Genomic DNA, 19,053 nt, shown 5'->3' with positions numbered 1-19,053 from the left:
TTCCGACGGGACGACCGGACGAAATTACGGGGCCGCCCCCGGCGGATACCCGAATCCAATCTCCCGTTCTGTCGTTCAATCCAGGCGCCTGGTCGTATGCCCGGGGTAGTCCCGCTCGAAGCGTTCGGCGAGTTCGTCGGCGTCGATCTCGACAATGACTGGGCGACCGTGTGGGCACGCATACGGGTTCTCACATGCATCGAGGCGGTCGACGAGGTCGACGATCGATCCCTCGGTCAACGACGTGTTGCCAGTGATCGACGGATAGCAGGCGAGATCAGCGAGGACCTCGTCCGCCGCCGCCTCGACGGTTGCCGCCGGATCACCGTCGGTGTCGACGAACGACGAGAGCACGTCCCGAAGCAGTTCGGGGTCGGCAGTCTCGGCAACCAGTGCGGGGACGGCCGTGACGGCGACAGTCCGATCGTCGATCCGTTCGGCGCTGAACCCGAGTCGCGCGAGCGCCGGCTCGAAATCCGCAAACAGGGCCGACTCTCGCGCGGTGAGATCGATTTCGACCGGTTCGGCAAGCGCCTGGGTCGTTGTTTCCCCAGTGAACGCTTCCCGGAGGCGCTCGTAGTTGATCCGCTCGTCGGCCGCGTGCTGATCGATCAACACAAGGCCAGTATCGGTCTCGGCAATCACGTACGTCCCGTGTAACTGGCCGAGAATTCGCATCGACGGGAGTGACTCGAACTCCCGATCGAGGGGCTGTTCGCCAGCCTGGAGACGGGTCTGTGCACCGCTGTTGATTGTTTTCGACCCCTCTGTCGCGCCGTTCGGGAACGCCCCGGCTTCGGGAGATGAGGTCCGACCGGCTGATGTCGGTGGCCGGGTGTCCGCTGTCGGATCGTCCGTCTGTGCGCTTGTCGCGGTGTCACAATCGGATGCGTGTTCGGCAGTGTCGCCGCTACTGGGCGTTGTCCCCGTGGACGGGCGGCGATCCGTAGTCCGCTTCTCTCTTGATTCGTCTGCGCCTCCAGCCGAATCAGTCGACTGCCCGGGGGTCGACCGGGCCGGATCCTCCTCAGCAGGACTGGTCGCTGCGGGCTCGCTTTGGTCATCGTTCACATCGTCGGGCGAACTGGTGGGGGTTGCCGACGCCGTGGGATCGATCTCAGTCTGCTCAGGGGCCGACTGCCCCCGGGGCGCGCTCGAGCGGACCAGTCCTTCCGCCAGCAGCGTTTCCTCGACGGCCGTCCGCACTTGCTCGCGAAGTCCCGCTTCGTCGGCGAACCGGACCTCCATCTTCCGGGGGTGAACGTTGACGTCGACCGTCTCCGCGGGCAGTGACAGATCAAGTACAGCGAAGGGATAGCGATCGGGAGCGAGCTGATTGCCGTAGGCTTCGACGATAGCGTTGCGTGCCGCGTTCGAGCGGACGTACCGACCGTTGACGAAGGTTGCGACGTACGCACGGTCCGCCCGATTGGTCTCGGGGTGGCTCACCAGTCCGTCGATGCCGTCGAGTGGTCCATCTGGCAATTCACCGGGGTCGACGTCGATCATCGCTTCAGCCACGTCGCGGCCGTAGACGGCCATGACCGTCTCGCGAAGCGAGTCCTGTCCCGTGGTGGCGAAGGTCTCCCTGCCGTCGTGTTCCAGCGCGACGGAGACGTCGGGGTTGGCCAGTGCGTAATTGGTCACGACCGTGTTGACGTGGTCGAATTCGGTCGCGTCCCGACTGAGATACTTCCGGCGGGCCGGGACATTATAAAAGAGGTCCTCGATCTCGACGGTCGTTCCCTCGGGACAGCCCGCGGCCCCAACGGCCGTCACGTCGCCACCCTCGACGCGGAGTCGGGTCCCGCGATCGCCACCGCGAGGGCGTGTCGTGATCGTCATTCGTGATACCGCACCGATCGCGTGCAGCGCCTCACCCCGGAATCCGAGTGTCCCCACACCGGATTCCAGATCACTGATGTCCTGGATCTTGCTCGTCGTGTGTTCACGGACCGCCGAACGCACGTCGTCTTCAGTCATGCCGACGCCGTCGTCGCTGACCCGGATCGATTCAGTCCCACCGGCTTCGACGGCGACTCGAAGCCGGGAAGCGTCGGCGTCGAGGCTGTTCTCGACCAGTTCCTTGACGACCGAGGCCGGGCGCTCGACCACCTCTCCCGCTGCGATACGCTCGATCGTCGTCCCATCGAGTTCCCGGATCTCGTCCATGTTCCTGGTCCGTCACCTGCCCGGAAAAACGTACGGTGCGCGGATTGCCGCTTCTCTAACAATTTTTAATGATCGTGTCGAAGGATATGTCAATGTCGACGAAAACATCCCAACTCCGGTGCTGTCCGGCATGTGGCAGCGACGACCGTGATCGCGTCCGAACCGACATCGTCCCCGGTGGCACCGACTGGCGCTACTTCGAGTGTCAGTCCTGTGGCCACGAATGGCGTGAGTGACTCACAGCGGCGTCTCGACGCTGCCCGAGAGACGGTCCCGCGACCGCTATCGTTTTGAGCGCGGCTTCCGTCCAGGCGTCTATGGCAGGTGTCGGTCGTCGCCTCGAACGGACTCTCCGAGTTTTCTTTGACGTCGAACTTCCGCCGACCCACAAGCGGTCACGCTTCATCGCACCGCTTCCCACCTGGCTCGAGGATATCGGCCTCCGGCTCGCGTGGCCGATCGCGATCGTCAACCTCGTCGGGACGGTCTTCGGGCTCTGGTATTATGCCGGACGGCCACTCAACGTCGAGCCGCCCCTACTCGAGGGGCAACTTGGCGCTGCCCCCCTCTCGGCCTGGCCGCTGATCCCTGATAGCCCACTCGCAACCCTGCTCATCGCCCTCTCGCTGATCGCCTGGCGGCTGGATCTCCAGGCCAACTGGCTGCACGTGCTCGCCTTCTTTGGCTGTATCAAGCTGGGGTTCTGGACGCCGTTCGTGCAACTGTTCGTCAATGGCCCCGAGGGAATCGCCACCTGGCTGTACGTATTCTTGATTACGAGCCACCTCGCGATGGCTGTTGAGGCATTCCTGATTCATCGCTACGCGCAGTTCACACTGCCGGCAATCGGCGGCGCAACCGCCTGGTACGGATTCAACGACCTGGTCGATTACTTCTGGCCGATACTGGACGGGCCCCATCACACCGTGCTTCGTGCTGAGCCGTACGTCGACGGCGCGTTCGATCACACCGTCGTTGCCCACGATCTGGCTGCCGCCGCCGCAGTCTTTCTTACGCTGGCAGCGATCGTACTCGCGCTTGGGACGTATCGAGCCCAGACATAACGGGGACTGTTCTATCGAAGCGTGTGGATTCCCACGCAGCTACGTGAGCCTGTCCCGGATCGATGTGACTCCCCGCTGGATCGATCCTACAAATTCACGAATGGGGTTTGCCTCTTGACTTGTTGTCTCTGCGGTGGCTGTCTCTGCGCTGGCGGTGTTCCGGGCTGTCTGGTCGGACAGATTGCTAGCTTCTCTGTCGGCCTCCGGACTGTCGTTTTCCCCTCCATGCCGTTGAATTTCCGTGAGGCGCTCTGCCGTCTCGGTCGCCATCTCTTCGACTTCTTCGAGCCGGTGTTCGAGTCGATCAACCGTCGCGATCGCCGAATCCGCGCGGCGTTCGACGTCCTCGTTCACCGATTCAACGTTCGAAACGTAGCCATCGATCGATTGAACGGTCGATTCGAGGTCGGCGACCCGTGCATCGAGTGCGTCGAGTCTGGATTCGAGCTGTTCGATGTCCGCGTTCGATGTCGCGTCTACATCGATCATTGTCCCATCGTGGTCTCCGTCGACGACGGTCCGCTCGATGGCTGCGAGCCGCTGTTCGAGGCTGTCGATATCAGTCACGGCTGTTCGTCCCCCCACTGTCGGCTCTGAGCGGTTCCCCTCCCACTTCCTCGCTAACTGTCGTGTTAATTTTCATATATTCACCATGTCCCTGCTGGTCGTCGTCCCCTGTCCGTCCCTGATCTCTGCAGTTCGGTTGTCGTTCATGCGTCTATGAGCACGAGTGATGTCCCGTCGATCTCGATCCGACGCACGACGAGCTCGCCGTCGGTCCGCCGCCACGCGACACCGTTGGTGTCGATCCGCTTGCGCGTCCGCTCGGCTTTCGAGAGCAATGCCGTCGTGTTGAAACTGTATTCTGCGATGACGGATTCCGGCCGCTGACCGTGAACGATTCTGTCGAATGCCTCCCGCATAGTGGCGTTTTCGACTGCTTTCACTGGTGTGAGTGAGCCAAAGGCGACGGACTCACGGGTGGTGCCACCGTCGTTTCGCATTGCAACTCGTCGGGTATCGATCCTGATTTCGGCGGCGTCGTGGGTATAGATCGCTGCTGATTCCTGGGTTGCCCCGGCGACTCGATCGATCGTATTGACTGCTTTCGTTGCGTCCGGCGGCGGCTGGGACGGCAATCCAAGCACGAACCCAACCAGCGTCACGCTCACGACGGCGACGCCGATCCAGACATACCACGCGTCGACTGGTGCTTCGAAGTCCATGTGATTTCATCCACCACCCAGGCCGAATCGAGCACACGACATGGCCTCCGGATCGACGACGCCCACTTCCGGATACGTCGGCGAGCACTCGGGGTTCTCACCGTCGGTATCACCGACACCGACGCCGGTCGGCGTGATGACGATAAGGACGGAGCGGCCAGTGAAGTTGATCGGTTCGACGCTGCCGAGTCTGCGTGACTCACCGGCGATGTCGGCGGTAACGGTCCGGTTCTCACGGACGTACGTCGTCGCGGTCGTCTCCGTTGGCGACCCGACGTTCGCTGTCACTTCGAAGCGTGCGTACTCGCCGGCGATGGTGACGTCCCAGGCGTTCATCGTCGCGTACCAGTGAGTGGGAACCGGCAGCAGCGGCAGCCCCGCTGCGATTCTGGCCGGTCGCTTCGCCTTTTTCGACCACGATCCGGCCCACTGCTCCATCTTGTCGCTCACCCGCTTGCTGGCCTTTTTCGCGACATCGCCGAGCCGTTTTTTGATAGCCTCCGACGCGACATCGCCGATCTTCGACTTGACCGTCTCCTCGATGATTTCGACGTTTTTGTTCTTCCCGACGTCAACTTCGATCGCACTGGCGTTCTCGATCGCCGGGCGAAGCGCTGATTCGACCAGCAGACGCCATTGTCCGTCATCGTACGACTCGGTGAATGCCGGATGGCGATAGGCGTCCGAATCGATGGTTTGCGTGACCGTTGTAACGATCCGTTCCGTGGCCGTGCCGTTGCCGATCGCGACCGCTCGTTGGGCCGTCGTGTCGTAGCTGTCCAGGGCCGTGTCTGTGCTCCGTTTGATCTCCGCGTGAGCAGTCCTGATCGTCTCGATCAGCGACTCGCTATACTGGCTCGAACACGCGACTCTCCGGCCACGCGTATTCTCACCCACGACGCAGGCTGCGGCTTCTGTGGGATACAACTGGCGGACCGTGTCCTCAGCGACAGTTTCGCTAACCGTCTTGACCGACTCGCTGACGCTATCTTCGAAGGCGTCCAGGGACCGCTCGAAACTCCTGTTCGTGATCGGGTTATCGCCGGCGGCTTCTGCGAGATTCCCGGCCATGAGTATATCCCCAGCCGTCTTGATGGGGACTGTCGCGTCCGGCCCCCCCAGGTTGATCGCGTTCAGCACGGCCCCGACAGTGCCGTCGACGATGTCGTCGAGCGGGGAATCGAATAGCTCCTCGTTTCGCATTGCAAGTGGTGTGAACGTGGTGTTTGCCTCGATCGCCGGGACATCCCGTTTGGTGAGGTTTGCCGCGACGAGGTAGGTCGGCGCGCCCGTGACCTCGTAGGAGATGGTCCCGGTCAGATTCGATGAATCGAGTGGGACTGGATCGGGTTCTTTGGCTGCGATTCCTGCCTGTAGAAAGGTCAGCGCTTTGTCCAGACTCAAATCGACCGCTTCGAACTTGTCGTCGATTCCCTCAACTGCGCTTTCGTGGCCGTCCTCGACAGTTTCGAGTTCCGCAAGCAACGCCTGAAGATAGGCATACCGAGCCTCGTAGATCGCTTTCTGGCCCACGCTATCGTAGGGTTTCGTTCGGTCGAGGTATTGCTCGCTCAGTGTTGTCTCTGTCTTTTCGATGAGGCGGGTGAACGGACTTTGCTCACCGCGTTTGAGCAAGTCCGTCCGCGAATACTCGTGTGTGATGGCCGCGGCGTCCCGCTGCATCTCGGCGAGATCGGAAGCGATCGCTGCAGCGAGTTTCGCGTCGAGAAACTTCTCGTGATCGAGTGTTACTCGTTTCTTGACGTTCAACTCGGCGTCGATCCCTGCACTAACGTCCGCTACACTCTCGATCCGGTTCGGTACCGCTGATTCGACCCACGATGCGTGTGCGTGCGGGCTGATATCAGCACCGAGCAACGACGCTGTCACCTTTTTGCCCCCACCGGCGTAGTTCCTGAAATCACTCGGCAATCCGGCGATCCGACTCCCTCGATTGTACTTGTTCTCGCCGATCGGGACCGAGTGTATCGCGTCGATCTCGGCGGCCGGATTCGCATCGGCTTCCCCGAACGTCGTTGTAACCTCCAGCTCCATGGTATCAGTGGCTATCATCGGGTTCTCAGGCTCTGGATGACATTTTTTGTACTTCGTCACCCTCGCTTCGACAGTCGACGTCGCCTCGTAGTACTCTTCCTGTGGGGTAGCTTCTGCTATCGATTCGCCATCGACTGATATCCGATCGGTAACCGTGTACGTTCCATCTGCGTGGGCCGAGTTGTTGCACGTGGCGCTCCCGGAGAGGTCAAGCGGATCGACGACTGTGCTTCGAGTATGCGCCCGGCCATCGATCGTATAGATCCGGTCGATGGCACTGTCGATGGAATGCGTACTATCCGCGGATGCCATCCTGGCAAGGGGCACATAGGCAGTCTGGTTGACGCCGATGGTATCGGTCGCGTTCATCCCTGGCGCGTCCCCGAGGAGGTCACGGGTTCCCGGAGCTTCCGGTAGCTCACCGGTCACCTGATCGCCGAGCGCCAGTTCCGCCCCTGAACAAAGTGTGTCTGCCACACCTTTGCCGTCAGTCGGGACGCTGGCCGAGAGATCCGATCCGTTCGAACGATCGAAAACCAGCTCGTCACCGGTATAGGTGCTGTTCCGGTAGCTGACGTCGTTCGATCCCATGTATTCGTCGAACATCGCCCCGCCGTCTTTCAATGCCATACAGGTCCAGCCGAGTCTGTTGGCGTCCTGTAGCTCCGGGTCGGCCGCGCCGAAGACGTCTTTTTGGGTCCGGTAGACGGCGTCGTTTGCGGCGGGTTCGATGTGTCTGTTGGCGAGGACCTGAGCGATCGGTGCCTGGTAGTTCTGGGCGTATCCCCGTGCCCAGCCCAGTGCGTAGATCCGCGCGTTGAACCGCTGTGAAAAACCGCGTTCGGTCACGCCAGCATCGAGGGCACGTTCGAACCGTTCGACACGCTGATGTAGTTGCATGATCGGCGTTGCGATCGACACTGAGATCGCCGTCTCGCGGTCGTCGATCACCCGGCCCTCGGACCGAGCGGTGATTGTCACGTTCTCGATCGTCACTTCGAGAACGCCTTCGGCCGGCTCCCCAAGCGAGACTCGATCGATCGCTGCCCGGAGTGCAGCGGGACTCCCCACGTTCGGTACCGAGACATTCGTCCGGACGTCGCCAACCCGCTGTCCAGCACGTTCCAGCGACGATCGGACTTCGAGATAGATCATCGCCCGGAGATAGTTCCGGAACGTCCCGGATGCCAGTTTCCCGTCGACCAGTTTGTCCGGTGACTCCCTGGCGGTGTCCGGGTCGCTCGCATTGAGGACCGCTCCCCACCTGGTATCGCTCGTCTCGGTCAACGGTTGGGACGCGGCGGTTTCGATCCCATGCTGTGCGCCGGTCCGGATCGCTGACTGGGTGACGCCCTCCGTCTGGGAGATGGCGACGCTCGCGTCGACGTTCGGAGTTACCGCCGATCGCGTCAGGGTGTGGCCAACGAACGTGACGCTCGTGAGCAATAGCAGGACGCCGATGATCGCGAACGGCACCCGTCCACGAGTATCGTTCCCCAGTTGTCTGTGGGGAGTCGCAGTTGCCTGTCGACGCGCCCTTGGACTTTTGGTGCTGTCTCTCACTGCCATGTTCTCACCGTCACACGCACTGCCCCGGTCGAGATGCGCTCGGCTGCGGTTGTTGCGTTCCCGAGCGGCCCGGCGGCTGGCTGCGTGGAATCATCGGGTTCGAGGTAGGCTTCGAGCTGGGCCGCCAAGGCCCGGGTCAACGCCGCGTTTGCTTTCGTCGCGTTGGCAGTCCGCCGCGAAAGCGCGGGGGCGACGGTCGATTCGACGTCGTTCGTCTCAGTCTCCAGAACCTGTGCAAACCGCTGGTATCGATACGCCGTCAGGTCGCGGGCGACGCCATTGCTTTCGAGTGCTCGCTGTGATCGTCGGGCCGGCAGATATCCCTCGACCAGCGACCGGGCGAGGGCGGTCGCGACGACGTCGAAATCGTCCGGATCGTCGACTCGATCGATTGTCTGCTCCCGGACCGACGGCATGTCGACCGGGACGGTGATGGTCGAGGCACTTACGTCGGCCTGTGGAGGTGGGCGCTGGCCAAACTCGGCCGTCCCGCGCAGTGGTCCACCGTCGAGTGGCTCCCAGACGGCGATCACCTGCGTGTCGAAACTCGATTCGACGAGGCGCGTCTGGAATGCTTCATCGACAGCGCGTTCGTATGCGGCGGCTTCCGTGGACAGTTCGACGGCCCCATGATCGGCTTCCCCTCGAAGCCTCCCGAGATCGAATTCGAGATTCAACACGGCGGCTGCTGCAGCGTGAGCAACCATTGGCCGATGTGCGAGCCGGCGGAGCTCTTCGTCGGTGTAGTCCGTCCCGTCGTGGGCCGCGCCGGGACCGTCGTACGCTTCGAGCGCCGCTCGGACATCGTAGGTGACGTTCATCGTCCCGGACGCGATCGTTTCGGCCGTGTACTCCGCCGTCATCGGGTCGTGGCCGGCTTCCTCGCGTTCGACGACCGTCACGAGAACGCCCATCGCAGCGACGACCAACAGGATCGCGAGCGTCACGTCCGCGACAGTACTGACCCCCCGGTCCGTCTCGATCACGACCAGACCACCACCGTGAGCGTCCCCGGCTGGACGTCGCCCGGCGAGATTCGGACCGGGACTGAGCGGTTGTATCGCTCGGCGGCAGTCGGCGGGTCCGTCCGGATCACGTCACCCTGGGCGTCGAACGTCGCTGTCCCGGCTGTTTCGATCCGACCCCCGTCGCCGACGTGCGTTACCGTGACTTTCACGGTCGCACCCTGCGGGACTGTTGAGGCTTCGATCAGGGTCGGTAGATCGTCGTCACTATCGTAGATGGCGTTCTCCCCGATCGCCTCCCAGACCCGCTCGGTCGTGACCTCACCGAGTGATCGGTCCTGACCGACCCCGTCGAAGAGCTCGCCATACAACCCGGTATACAGGGTGATCGCCGTACACACGAGTGCGACTGCCGCGAGTGCTGCCAGCGGTTCGGTCTGTCCGCGGGTCGGCGATTCGTCCTCTTGCATATGCGCTTGCACCCCCTGGCCCGGGTATCGTACTTAAACTCGGAGATGCAGACACTCAGAATGTCAGGCCGACGACCACCACGGTGATGACGTAGATCGGAACGGCCCCGAGGAGTGACCGACCGACCCGGTACCCGATGAGTGGCCTGTCGAGACCGTCTTCGAGGGCGACCGAGAGCGGTACCAGAATGAACGACAGCGAGATGACGTAGCCGCCGATCACGAGGCCGAGCTGGTCGGTCGGCAACGTCGTTGCCTCCGCAAGCACTGCCGTTCCATCGTTTGAAAGCCCGCCAGCGAGCCCGACCGTTGCTCCGGCGACCATCGGTCCAAAAAAGGTGGCTGTATTGTCGATCGTATCCGTAATCGTCGACAGCTGTCGCCGCGTCTGTGCCTCGACGTCCCTGAGTTCGTCGAGGTGGTCGGCCATCGAGACGATCGCGCGGCCGGCCGGTGCGCCCTGCTCGGCCGCGATGGCGAGTAGTTCGACGGTCGCCCGGACCCGCGGGCTGGGTACGTCTTTCACGACCCCGTACTCCCCGAGGAAGGCCTCTTGGACGCTCAGGTGCAGCCGGCGTTGAAGCCCGGCTGCTCGCTCGAACAGCTCGCCCGTCGCTGCCGGGACCTGATCGCCAGCCCGCTGGATCGCCGTCTCGACGGATTTGCCGTCGTCGACAAGCCGTCCCGTGAGATAGAGTGCGTCAGTGAGATTTGACTCGATCTCCCGAACGTGCGTCCGGACGTGGAGGATCGGACGGACGTAGGCGATCAACATGGCTCCGATGCCGAGTCCGGCAGCTGTCACTGGAGCCAGGTGTGTCACGCCCAGCACCGTCACGAGTGTGTACCCGGCGATGACGCCGATGGCCCCCCACAGGAGCGTCGGGAGCAACCGAGAGGGGACGTCCGGATGGGAACGCGTTACCTTCGGCGGCGGAAACGCGATCGGGCGTCGTTTGAGCAGCCAGAGACTCGCCCCGGTAAGCCCAATCGGCAGGACGATGTCGTACCCCACGACGAGATACCAGATGCTGATATCGTAGCCGACGAACCCGACGGCAGGGACAAGCGCGACAAGGGCGAGGGGCACCATCACGCCAAAGGCATACAGCATCGTCGTCGGCCCACGGATGGCGTTCGTGAACTCGGCCATCCGATCACGCGTCCCATCCAGAACGGCTGCGAGCGACCGATCGAGCGTCCGGGCTCGCTCACCGTCCGGGGCCTGCTGTGCACTTGCGAGCAAGTACGCCGACCGTCGCATCGCGGGAAAGCGGTCGGCCCATTCTTCCGCGAACGATAACAGCCCAGTTCGTGGTGTGCCGACGGCAGCGTCGATATGTGTCGACAGATTCGCCGCGAGCGAACTCGATCCAGTGTCAGCAGCGAATCTGACGGCGGATTCGGTCGCGGGTTCGATCTGCATTCGCAGGACAGCCCGGCCGATCAGATTCGGTGCGTCGCCGAGCGCTTCGGTCCGTTTGAACGCTGCCTGTACGTGTGGAAGCGTCTGTATCACATGTATCGCCGACAGCGAGCAGATTAGCGAGGCGAACGTGGCGCCATACCATGGCAGCCAGAGTACGAGGGTAACCGGAGCCACTGCACCGACGATGCCGGCACCGAACCCGGCTCTGACGTAGGTTTCCGGCGCATGGGTCGAATCCAGAAACGTCACCGAATCGGCGAGTTCGGCACTCACATCGACGTCGACGGGATACAGCTGTGCGAGACCAACCAGCAGCATGGAACCAACTGACATCAGTCGGCTCGGATGCGGTCGGCGTACGCGCCGGCGACCTCTGTCGGTTTGGTTCGGCCGTCCCCTGCGAGCCGTCCCAACCGGTCGGCGCGCTCGGCGATCGATTCCCTGACGTCGGCGTAAGCCTCCTCGGGACCGGACAGCTGATGGATAAATCGACTCTCGCCCTGCTCGATCCGACCAGTCGGTCGTGCGGCGGTGCCGTCGCTCTCGTAGAGCGGCTCGAACCACACGTCACTGCCATCGTATATCACCTCCTCGATTCGGGAGACGCGACGATCACGCCCCTGTGGCGTCGGTGTAGCCTGAGTCGTGACTACCAGATCGGTAACCGCGAACGATGAGGGTTCGACACCGAGATCCGAGACGACCCGCTCGTAGACGTCGTCCGCCCCGTCGCCATGGATCGTCCCGAGAACGGCGTTGGCGTTTGCCCCGATCCGCATCGCTTCATACAGCACCTGGGCCTCCTCACCGCGAATTTCGCCCACCACGAGCGCGCCATCTCCGAGTCGCAGAGCCGTCCGAAGGGCCTCGGCTGGCGTCACTTCCGGGCCGTGGCCGGTGCCCGTTCGGAGTGCCTGGACGTCCCGCCCGACGGATTGTAACGATTCGATCGGCAACTCGGGGGTGTCCTCGATCACGACAGTTCGCGTGTCCGCTGTGAGTTCATACAGCAATGTGCCAAGGAGCGTGGTCTTTCCAGCCCCGCGCGTGCCGGCGATGAGTGTTGCGGCACTCGATTCGACCGCGACCGACAGGAACCCGGCGACGTCCGGAGAGAGTGTGCCGTTCCGGACGAGTTTCGGTAGGGTGAACTGGTCCGCGGCCTGCTGTCTGAACGCGAATGCGATCCCGTCGGAGACCGGTTTGGTCACCCCGGCCACCCGCACGTCCGTTTCACTGTCGAGTGTCGCTTTCGCATCGACCGTTGGCGTCGCACGCGAGAACGCCCGCCCACTCGTTCGTCTGATCCGTGATGCGATGGCGTGTGCACCGTCGATGCTCAAAAAGACGTTCGTCGACATCGATTCGCCACCGCGAACCACTCTGAGCGGATTCCGCGATACCGGTGCGGTGACGTATACGTCGGTAATTTCCGGGTCGGCGAAGAGGTCTTCGAGAATCCCGTACCCCTGTGTGTGTTTCCGAAGGATCGACGCCACCATCGGATCGACTGCGCCGTCGCTTGCCTCTTCGATCGCGTGAGTGGCGGCTCTCTCACCGGCTATCTCGCCGTTTGCGATCCGCTCGTATCCATCCAGCAGAATCCCTCTCTCTGACGCAGACAGCTTGAGGTCGACCGGATCGACCGCGTACAGAGGGACGCCGTCAGAACGTGCATATATCCGCGCTTCACTGCCGGTATCGAGGGAGACGACCGCCTTGAGTCGGGAATCCTCGTCGATCGATTTGTCGACGAAGTAATGGCCGATCGTGAGACCGAGTTCCGGCGTCAGCACGTCGGGTACGTCGTCGATTCGGGCGGCCGTTTCCAGCAGTCCGGATTCGACGCCGATGTCCGCGATCGGATCGACTCGCTCACGGAGCTCGCTAGCGACCGCGAGCGGCTCAGTCACGACCCGTTGTTCGACGGCGTTCTCCCGGTCGCCAAGCAGACCGATAAACCGACCTGCAGCCGATAGTAACGCCGCTGCGTCGTGTCGATACCGATAGCGAAAGCCGTTCGATCGGACCAGGATCTCCTTGGCAGGATCGGCCACGAGCTCCCCGACGACGGTCTCCCGACAGTTCGGGGATGCCCCGAGATCGCCGTCACACTCGCTTGCGTCGACGAGCAACTGGTCGCCGTCTCGTTCCGGCAGGCAGTCACACGCGTCTGCCCCGTCTCCAGATATCACCTCCAGTAGTGCTTCGAGCCCCAACTTCCGGGCGAAGGCTGTGGCCGACGATCCAGCGGGCGTATCCGGCATGGCGATGCTGGCTGCCCACTCCATTATAAACGCACGCACCGCACGTCCAGATCGCGACGGTGCAGTGCCGATTCCCCACTGGAATCACTCATTTCTCGACACCACACGAAGGGCGATGTACACCTCTCGATCGTTGTCAGGGCTGTCGCTTGCTTGCGAAAGTGAGAGGGCGACTGTCACGGTTCCTGTGTGGTCACCGAACGCTGTCATCCCGTTCGAGCTGTCCGTGTTCCTGATGGTGGCCTCAACGTGTTCCGTTCGTGTCATTCGCTCGTCAACGCGGTATTCGATGATTGAGACGCCACGTGGATCCGGGCGGATTCGGAACGTGTCGACTGTTTTGGACGCGAACCCAGCGGACGGGAGATCGAGTTCGACGATGCGTCGTGGCCCCTTCTGTCCCCGTGGTGTCGGCTCTTCGGTTTCGAGGAGTGACATCGCCGCCGTTTCCAGTTTGGCGATCTGATTTTCGACCTGCTGTTCGCTCCTGACGGTCGCGGCGTGATCGACGCCTGCAACGCCGATTCCCAGCAGTGCAGTGGTCAGGATTATCGCGAGAACGTATCGGATCATTGCGTCTGGGGACGCTCACACTCATTCATCATCTGTCGAGACAGTTCCCACCGGTATGTCGAGAAACGCGGCGGATTTGACCGACGCAGTTTGTCCGCTCTGCACCGACAGATTAGTGGCCTGTCTCTCATCATCGGAGCCGAATCGCGAGGGACGAGCGTCAGCCGCATGATTTAATCCATGGCCGTTTTGCTCCCGAACGGACTGCCGTCCGATACATCCATTTCGCTCACAGACGGGCTGTCGCCGCCGTGTGGCGTCTCGCGGTCGCGAACCTGGGCTGCGTGGACCGTTTCTGTCGCGTCGTCGATGATGACGACATTGCCGGGTTCGGTCGGCATTCGATCGGAAAGCGACCCGTTCAGATACGTCGGCTGCGCCCGCGTGAGCGCATCGAGATCGGCCCCCGCAGTCAGTCGATGCGAGACGAGTACGTCCGACTGAGAGATCCCCACGTCCGGGACAGCACTCGGCCGCTGGGTCGCCGAGACGAGGCTCACGCCGGGTGCACGCCCTCGCGTGAGTATCGTTTCGAGGGCACTCCTGGCAACGCCGTCGAAGAACGTGTGTGCCTCGTCGACCAGCAGCCACGGCAGGCGATCGATGGTGTCACGCACGCTGGCGCGGTACAGCGCCTCGCCAACGCCGCGACAGACGGCGTTCATCGGCGCGGAATCGAGCCCGGAGACGTCGAGGACGGTGATCTCGCCGCTCGAAAGCATCTCGGCGTCGATGCCGTTTTCGTCGAAGACGCCCCAGGATTCGGCGAGTCGGAGGTGATTGACCGCAGCGCGTTCGTCCCGGGCGGGGGCATCGCGCTCGGTGACAGAGGTAGCCATACCCGCAAGCGTCGAGCGTTCCTGTGCTGCCTGCCAGACGAGACTCCCTGCGCCGCTTTCGGGATCGAGACCCAGAAGCGCACACCACGACCGAGGATCAAGCGAATCCGGGATGACTGCTGGATCGTCCATGACTGTCCCGGCAATCGAATCGTGGCCCGAGTCGCTGCTCGAATCGCTCGCCAGGGAGGTGAACACCCCCATCGGATCGATAACCGTCGGTGCGACGCCAGCCGTCCGCGAGAGTCCTTCCGCGATGACGCCAAGCGTGTATGACTTCCCGTAGCCGCGCTTGCCGACGACCAGTATCGAGTGTGGGCCGTCCAGATCGAGATAGAGGTCGGCCCCGTGACTGCCGTCGAGCGCTCTGTAGGCACCGAGTCGCATTTTCGGCAGTGCTTCGTCGGTCGCTTCCCCGCGGCCGATGACGAAGGTCATGGCGACGGTGGCCGCGCCATCGCACTTGAACGGCCGGGCGTCCGGGAGTTTATAAGAGATAGCGCAGCCACGAATGGTATGCGACGGAGAAACGACGATTTTGCGGGGGACGAACGGGCGATCGAGGGGCTACCGATCCGACTAGTCATCGCACTGGTCGTCGGCGTCGCCGCCCTCTCGCTCATGATGAACGTCCTTGGACAGTTCGACGACAGCTTTCAGGACGAAACGGTGACCGTGGAGTTCAGTGACGAACTTGTAGAAGTCGGAGAATCCACGAACGTGAGTGTCGTGACGAGCGAGGGTGAGCCAGTTGAGGGTGCACGCGTTCTGGTTCGGAGCGGGAGTCTGACTCTAAAGGATGAGCCAACTGTTCTTAATACTACGGGTGGCTCGGAGAAATTCATAATTTATAACACTGGTACTAAAAAGCCAAAAGTTGACTTTCGGGCGGATCAATTTAGAGGAGATCTTGAATTCGAGGTGGTTCCTCCATCTGATTCAAATTATAAGTCAAGTGAAGAGACGAAAAAACTGGTTGTTATTCGATAACTATCTAAGGACATTTTTGTAACATTAATAATGAACGATATAATCACAAAAGTGGTTCCCACAACTCTTCCAATCGCTATCATCGGAATCTGTTTGATATGCATAGTGAGTTCTGGGATTGTCTTTGGAGCGGGAGAAACTCCCCTTGAAAAAATGAATGGATCGGGAACCCAAGATAACCCTTATATAATTAATAATGTGGAAGAATTACAGGCCATGGAAGAGGATCTTGAAGCGAATTATGTCCTTGGAAGTGATATTGCGGCAAATTCGACAGAAAAGTGGAACAGTGGAAAAGGATTTGATCCAATTGGATCAGATTTGAACGAACCCTTTCAAGGGTCATTTAATGGTAATGGTCATATAATCAATGAATTAACAATAATGCGGATGTCGGAAAATCATATTGGTCTGTTTGGAGTGATTAACGGTGGTTCTATTCGTTCAGTCCATCTTAAGAATGTAGACATTCAAGGAGATATTCTAACTGCAGGTCTTGTTGGCCACCTTAGAAACGGAAAGATAAATTCGTCAATTGTAACAGGTGAGATACGCGGATCAAGGGGTACTGGTGGGATTGTTGGTGATCTTTATCAATCCAACCTCCACGGTTCTAGTACTTACGGCCGGGTTACGGGAGATGAAGATGTTGGCGGAGTGGTTGGATATGTTGGCACTGGTGGTGTCGTCACTTCATCCGTTTCTCATAGTAATATAGAGTCAACTGACATTTCGGCAGGCGGTTTAATTGGGATGCTCGGTAAAAGTTCGAAAAATGTACAAAGATCATATGCAACCGGTACTGTCCAAGGTGGTGAAGATATTGGCGGGTTAGTTGGTCGAGTTAACGAATTTAGGTCACCCAAGATTTCATCTTCATATTGGGACACGGAACAGAGCGGCATCGAAGAAGGAATCGGAGCGGGACCGGGAAGCGTTACCGGCCTCACGACGGAGCAGATGACTGGCTCAGCCGCGAAAGAGCACATGGAGTATCTGTTCGTCGGGACGGACTTCATGACGACGGATAGCTATCCGGTTCTCGAACAGCACGTCAAAGACGTCGACGTCTCGCTGACGAATTCGCTCGTCAGCGTCGAGGACACGACCGATATCACCGTCCGGTTGGATCTCTACGATGGCTCGACGACGACGGCCACGACAACTGCCGACTACAATCTCGACGGCAACGCCGTCACCATCGAAGATGGAACCCTTACCCCGGCCGAGACGGGCAAAACCAACATTTCAGTGACCGTCAACGGCAAAACCGACACGGCGACGCTCGACGTTCGCACGCCTGCAGACATCTCCATGACCGACGCGGCACTCGACACGTCGGCGATCCTCGCCAACTCGACCGCTGCTGTCACAGCCACGCTCGAAAACGACGGTGGGATGCCCGGCAGTGAGCCGATCTCGACCACCGTCGAAGGTGAGACGGTCCATTCGGATACCGTCCATGTCGGCGGCCACGACGAGACAACAGCGACGTTCTCGTGGTCCGTTGGACAAGCGGGTTCATACGATATCACTCTCGGCGATCACGATGTTGGTGAGCTGACTGTCGTCGACAACGACAGCGTCAGGCTCCGGGACGTCATCGCGCCGAAGACCGTCACGCCCGGCGGTACCTACGCCGTGAAAGCGATCTTCGAGAACACCGCCGATACTGCCGTCTCGGTTCCGGTCACTTTCCGTGGCGACGGACAGATCGTTGCGGATCGACTTCGCGTCCAACCGGGTGAAACGACCCAGACCTTTGACGTGAACGCATCGAAGCCCACCGGTCGCACCATCACACACGCGGTGTCGCTTGGTGAGACAACGCGGCGGGCCAATACGACGATTCTCGCCCCAGCGACGTTCGAAGTTGCTGGTTTGGACGTGCCCGAAACAGTCGATACGGGTGAGACGATGACGGTGACTGCCACCGTGCGGAATACCGGTGATATCGGTGGGTCGACGGCGGTCAGCCTCGACGTTGCTGGCGACGAGCGGACGGTTGAAAACACGAGTCTCGAAGCCGGCGAAACTCAGGAAATCGATATTGACGTGACCGCAGGCGCTGCCGGAACGCTCGAATTCGGTGTCACAGCCGGCGACGATTCCCTGACCGAGGCGGTAACCGTACAGTCGGATGCCGGTAGCCACACCACCACAGCCACCGGTTCCGCTGGTGGCGACAGTGACTCCAACAGCGCAGCGACTACTGCCGGCCCACCGGACGGCGACGGGACGACAACAACCAACGGCCCTGGCTTCGGGGTGACCGTCGCACTGGTGGCGCTCCTGGGTGGGGGGCTGGTGGTCGCCAGACAGCAATGACCCGGTTATCGGCCGGAGATTTCACTCACACATGGTCGAATTGAACGCCGACACGACGGTTGAACAGGGAGTTACGTTCGTCCAGGCGACAGTCACGAACACGCGCGGGACAGCCCAGGTAATCCGGCTTGCGAGTCAACTTGCGGGCCCAACCTGGCACCCCCAGTACGGGACTGTGTCTGCGCCCCAATGGGATGGGGACCGCTGGGAGTCGGCTTTACGGCCCGGAGAGTCCCGTGGAGTTGGCTTTGCGAGTCCGACGACACCATCTGACCCGCCGATAGCCGTCGTCGATATCCGCAGAGCAACGCCAGCAGACTTCGAAAACGACGCCGGGGCGGTACTTCGTGACCTTGACGAGTGGCGGCCGCCCAGGGACATCGTCCGAAATCGGCAATGATCGTTGCAGTCGCTGGTGGCAAGGGCGGCGTCGGCAAGTCGACGGTCGCACTGAATCTGGCTGCGGAACTGGATGCCGTCGTGGTCGATGGGGATCTCTCGACTGCAGACCTGCCTCGTGGCACCGGTCCGGATCTTCACGACGTGCTTGCTGGCCGTGCCGATCCAATGGATGCGGTCGAGGAGTTCTGGAACGTGGAGTTGCTTCCTTGTGGGAGAACTGTTCAGGGGGCTCGTGCAGTTGATCTCCAGGCATTCGAGACGGTCGTCGGAAGACTCGAACGGATGTCTGGTCCGGTCGTCATCGATTGCCCCGCCGGCCTGGCGCGAGACGTCGGCAGTGAGATCGCGAGTGCGGACGTTGTGGTGCTCGTAACGAACCCGAGCGAGGCGGCACTGGCCAACGCAGCGCGGACGCGCGACCTCGCCGTCAAGCTCGAGACCCCAGTGGTTGCCGTCGTTCTCAATCAGACCGACGAATCCACGTACGAACGACGCCGGACCGAGGTCCGGAAACGATTCAACGCTCCTGTGACTTACGTCCCCCAGCGGACGACTATTCACAGGGCTCAGGAAGATTGGGTGCCCGTTCGTGATGCGTTTCCCGAGAGTTTCCCAGTCGAACGATTTGAGGAACTCGCAGCGAGTCTAGCGGAGTGTCGCCATCGGATCGACGGCCGGTGGGTTCAGTGATTTGCCGGATTCCG

The 19,053-nt window shown here is 61.3% G+C and carries 15 protein-coding genes; 5 read left to right on the top strand and 10 right to left on the bottom strand.

Annotated elements, in window-relative coordinates; translation table 11 throughout:
* Window positions 1-75 precede the first annotated feature (75 nt).
* Window positions 76-2,172 (bottom strand): DNA mismatch repair endonuclease MutL, encoded by a 2,097-nt coding sequence (gene mutL, locus HBNXHr_RS07685; RefSeq protein ID WP_275881705.1) that lies wholly within the window; start codon window positions 2,170-2,172, stop codon window positions 76-78.
* A 92-nt stretch (window positions 2,173-2,264) separates the two neighbouring features.
* On the opposite strand from mutL, the gene HBNXHr_RS07680 reads away from it, so the two are divergent.
* A complete protein-coding gene (locus HBNXHr_RS07680) occupies window positions 2,265-2,408 on the top strand; it encodes a hypothetical protein (RefSeq protein ID WP_275736654.1) in 144 nt (47 codons plus the stop codon).
* 81 nt (window positions 2,409-2,489) lie between these two features.
* A complete protein-coding gene (locus HBNXHr_RS07675; protein WP_275881704.1) occupies window positions 2,490-3,236 on the top strand; it encodes a DUF1405 domain-containing protein in 747 nt (248 codons plus the stop codon).
* Between the two features lie 39 nt (window positions 3,237-3,275).
* Here HBNXHr_RS07675 and HBNXHr_RS07670 read toward each other — a convergent pair whose 3' ends face one another.
* From HBNXHr_RS07670 to HBNXHr_RS07630, 9 genes are all read right to left on the bottom strand, one after another.
* A complete protein-coding gene (locus HBNXHr_RS07670; protein WP_275881703.1) occupies window positions 3,276-3,803 on the bottom strand; it encodes a hypothetical protein in 528 nt (175 codons plus the stop codon).
* 143 nt (window positions 3,804-3,946) lie between these two features.
* Complete coding sequence (locus HBNXHr_RS07665; RefSeq protein ID WP_275881702.1) at window positions 3,947-4,462, bottom strand: hypothetical protein; 516 nt, start codon at window positions 4,460-4,462, stop codon at window positions 3,947-3,949.
* A 6-nt stretch (window positions 4,463-4,468) separates the two neighbouring features.
* A complete protein-coding gene (locus tag HBNXHr_RS07660) occupies window positions 4,469-7,993 on the bottom strand; it encodes a hypothetical protein (protein ID WP_275881701.1) in 3,525 nt (1,174 codons plus the stop codon).
* A gap of 83 nt (window positions 7,994-8,076) precedes the next feature.
* A complete protein-coding gene (locus tag HBNXHr_RS07655; protein ID WP_275881700.1) occupies window positions 8,077-9,072 on the bottom strand; it encodes a hypothetical protein in 996 nt (331 codons plus the stop codon).
* A complete protein-coding gene (locus HBNXHr_RS07650; protein ID WP_275736648.1) occupies window positions 9,069-9,521 on the bottom strand; it encodes a hypothetical protein in 453 nt (150 codons plus the stop codon). The genes HBNXHr_RS07655 and HBNXHr_RS07650 overlap by 4 nt, the downstream gene beginning before the upstream one ends.
* A 55-nt stretch (window positions 9,522-9,576) precedes the next feature.
* A complete protein-coding gene (locus HBNXHr_RS07645; RefSeq protein WP_275881699.1) occupies window positions 9,577-11,283 on the bottom strand; it encodes a secretion system protein in 1,707 nt (568 codons plus the stop codon).
* Window positions 11,283-13,217, bottom strand: a complete 1,935-nt coding sequence (locus tag HBNXHr_RS07640; protein ID WP_275881698.1) for an ATPase, T2SS/T4P/T4SS family — start codon at window positions 13,215-13,217, stop codon at window positions 11,283-11,285. The genes HBNXHr_RS07645 and HBNXHr_RS07640 overlap by 1 nt, the downstream gene beginning before the upstream one ends.
* 84 nt (window positions 13,218-13,301) lie before the next feature.
* The gene (locus HBNXHr_RS07635; protein ID WP_275881697.1) at window positions 13,302-13,790 is read right to left on the bottom strand and encodes a hypothetical protein; all 489 of its coding nucleotides are present in this window, start codon (window positions 13,788-13,790) and stop codon (window positions 13,302-13,304) included.
* Window positions 13,791-13,963: 173 nt separating this feature from the next.
* Window positions 13,964-15,067 (bottom strand): DUF87 domain-containing protein, encoded by a 1,104-nt coding sequence (locus HBNXHr_RS07630; RefSeq protein WP_275881696.1) that lies wholly within the window; start codon window positions 15,065-15,067, stop codon window positions 13,964-13,966.
* Between the two features lie 78 nt (window positions 15,068-15,145).
* Between HBNXHr_RS07630 and HBNXHr_RS07625 the strand changes: the two genes are divergently transcribed.
* The 3 genes from HBNXHr_RS07625 (at window position 15,146) to HBNXHr_RS07615 (ending at window position 19,039) form a co-directional block, all read left to right on the top strand.
* On the top strand, window positions 15,146-15,619 hold the full coding sequence (locus HBNXHr_RS07625; RefSeq protein WP_275881695.1) for a hypothetical protein: 474 nt from the start codon (window positions 15,146-15,148) through the stop codon (window positions 15,617-15,619).
* A 216-nt stretch (window positions 15,620-15,835) separates the two neighbouring features.
* The gene (locus tag HBNXHr_RS07620; protein ID WP_275881694.1) at window positions 15,836-17,947 is read left to right on the top strand and encodes a PGF-CTERM sorting domain-containing protein; all 2,112 of its coding nucleotides are present in this window, start codon (window positions 15,836-15,838) and stop codon (window positions 17,945-17,947) included.
* Between the two features lie 396 nt (window positions 17,948-18,343).
* Window positions 18,344-19,039 carry a P-loop NTPase gene (locus tag HBNXHr_RS07615; RefSeq protein WP_275881693.1) on the top strand — a complete coding sequence of 232 codons (696 nt, stop codon included), beginning with the start codon at window positions 18,344-18,346 and terminating at the stop codon, window positions 19,037-19,039.
* Window positions 19,040-19,053 lie beyond the last annotated feature (14 nt).

The sequence above is a fragment of the Halorhabdus sp. BNX81 genome, assembly GCF_029229925.1.
GTDB lineage: Archaea > Halobacteriota > Halobacteria > Halobacteriales > Haloarculaceae > Halorhabdus.
This window is presented reverse-complemented; position numbering and strand designations above follow the sequence as displayed.

What these genes read in the sequence shown, in the direction of transcription:
- HBNXHr_RS07665 (WP_275881702.1), bottom strand. Translation starts at nt 4,462, where the DNA reads ATGGACTTCGAAGCACCAGTCGACGCGTGGTATGTCTGGATCGGCGTC.
- HBNXHr_RS07615 (WP_275881693.1), top strand. Translation starts at nt 18,344, where the DNA reads ATGATCGTTGCAGTCGCTGGTGGCAAGGGCGGCGTCGGCAAGTCGACG.
- HBNXHr_RS07640 (WP_275881698.1), bottom strand. Translation starts at nt 13,217, where the DNA reads ATGCCGGATACGCCCGCTGGATCGTCGGCCACAGCCTTCGCCCGGAAG.
- HBNXHr_RS07630 (WP_275881696.1), bottom strand. Translation starts at nt 15,067, where the DNA reads ATGACCTTCGTCATCGGCCGCGGGGAAGCGACCGACGAAGCACTGCCG.
- HBNXHr_RS07625 (WP_275881695.1), top strand. Translation starts at nt 15,146, where the DNA reads ATGCGACGGAGAAACGACGATTTTGCGGGGGACGAACGGGCGATCGAG.
- mutL (WP_275881705.1), bottom strand. Translation starts at nt 2,172, where the DNA reads ATGGACGAGATCCGGGAACTCGATGGGACGACGATCGAGCGTATCGCA.
- HBNXHr_RS07675 (WP_275881704.1), top strand. Translation starts at nt 2,490, where the DNA reads ATGGCAGGTGTCGGTCGTCGCCTCGAACGGACTCTCCGAGTTTTCTTT.
- HBNXHr_RS07680 (WP_275736654.1), top strand. Translation starts at nt 2,265, where the DNA reads ATGTCGACGAAAACATCCCAACTCCGGTGCTGTCCGGCATGTGGCAGC.
- HBNXHr_RS07650 (WP_275736648.1), bottom strand. Translation starts at nt 9,521, where the DNA reads ATGCAAGAGGACGAATCGCCGACCCGCGGACAGACCGAACCGCTGGCA.
- HBNXHr_RS07620 (WP_275881694.1), top strand. Translation starts at nt 15,836, where the DNA reads ATGGAAGAGGATCTTGAAGCGAATTATGTCCTTGGAAGTGATATTGCG.
- HBNXHr_RS07635 (WP_275881697.1), bottom strand. Translation starts at nt 13,790, where the DNA reads ATGATCCGATACGTTCTCGCGATAATCCTGACCACTGCACTGCTGGGA.
- HBNXHr_RS07645 (WP_275881699.1), bottom strand. Translation starts at nt 11,283, where the DNA reads ATGTCAGTTGGTTCCATGCTGCTGGTTGGTCTCGCACAGCTGTATCCC.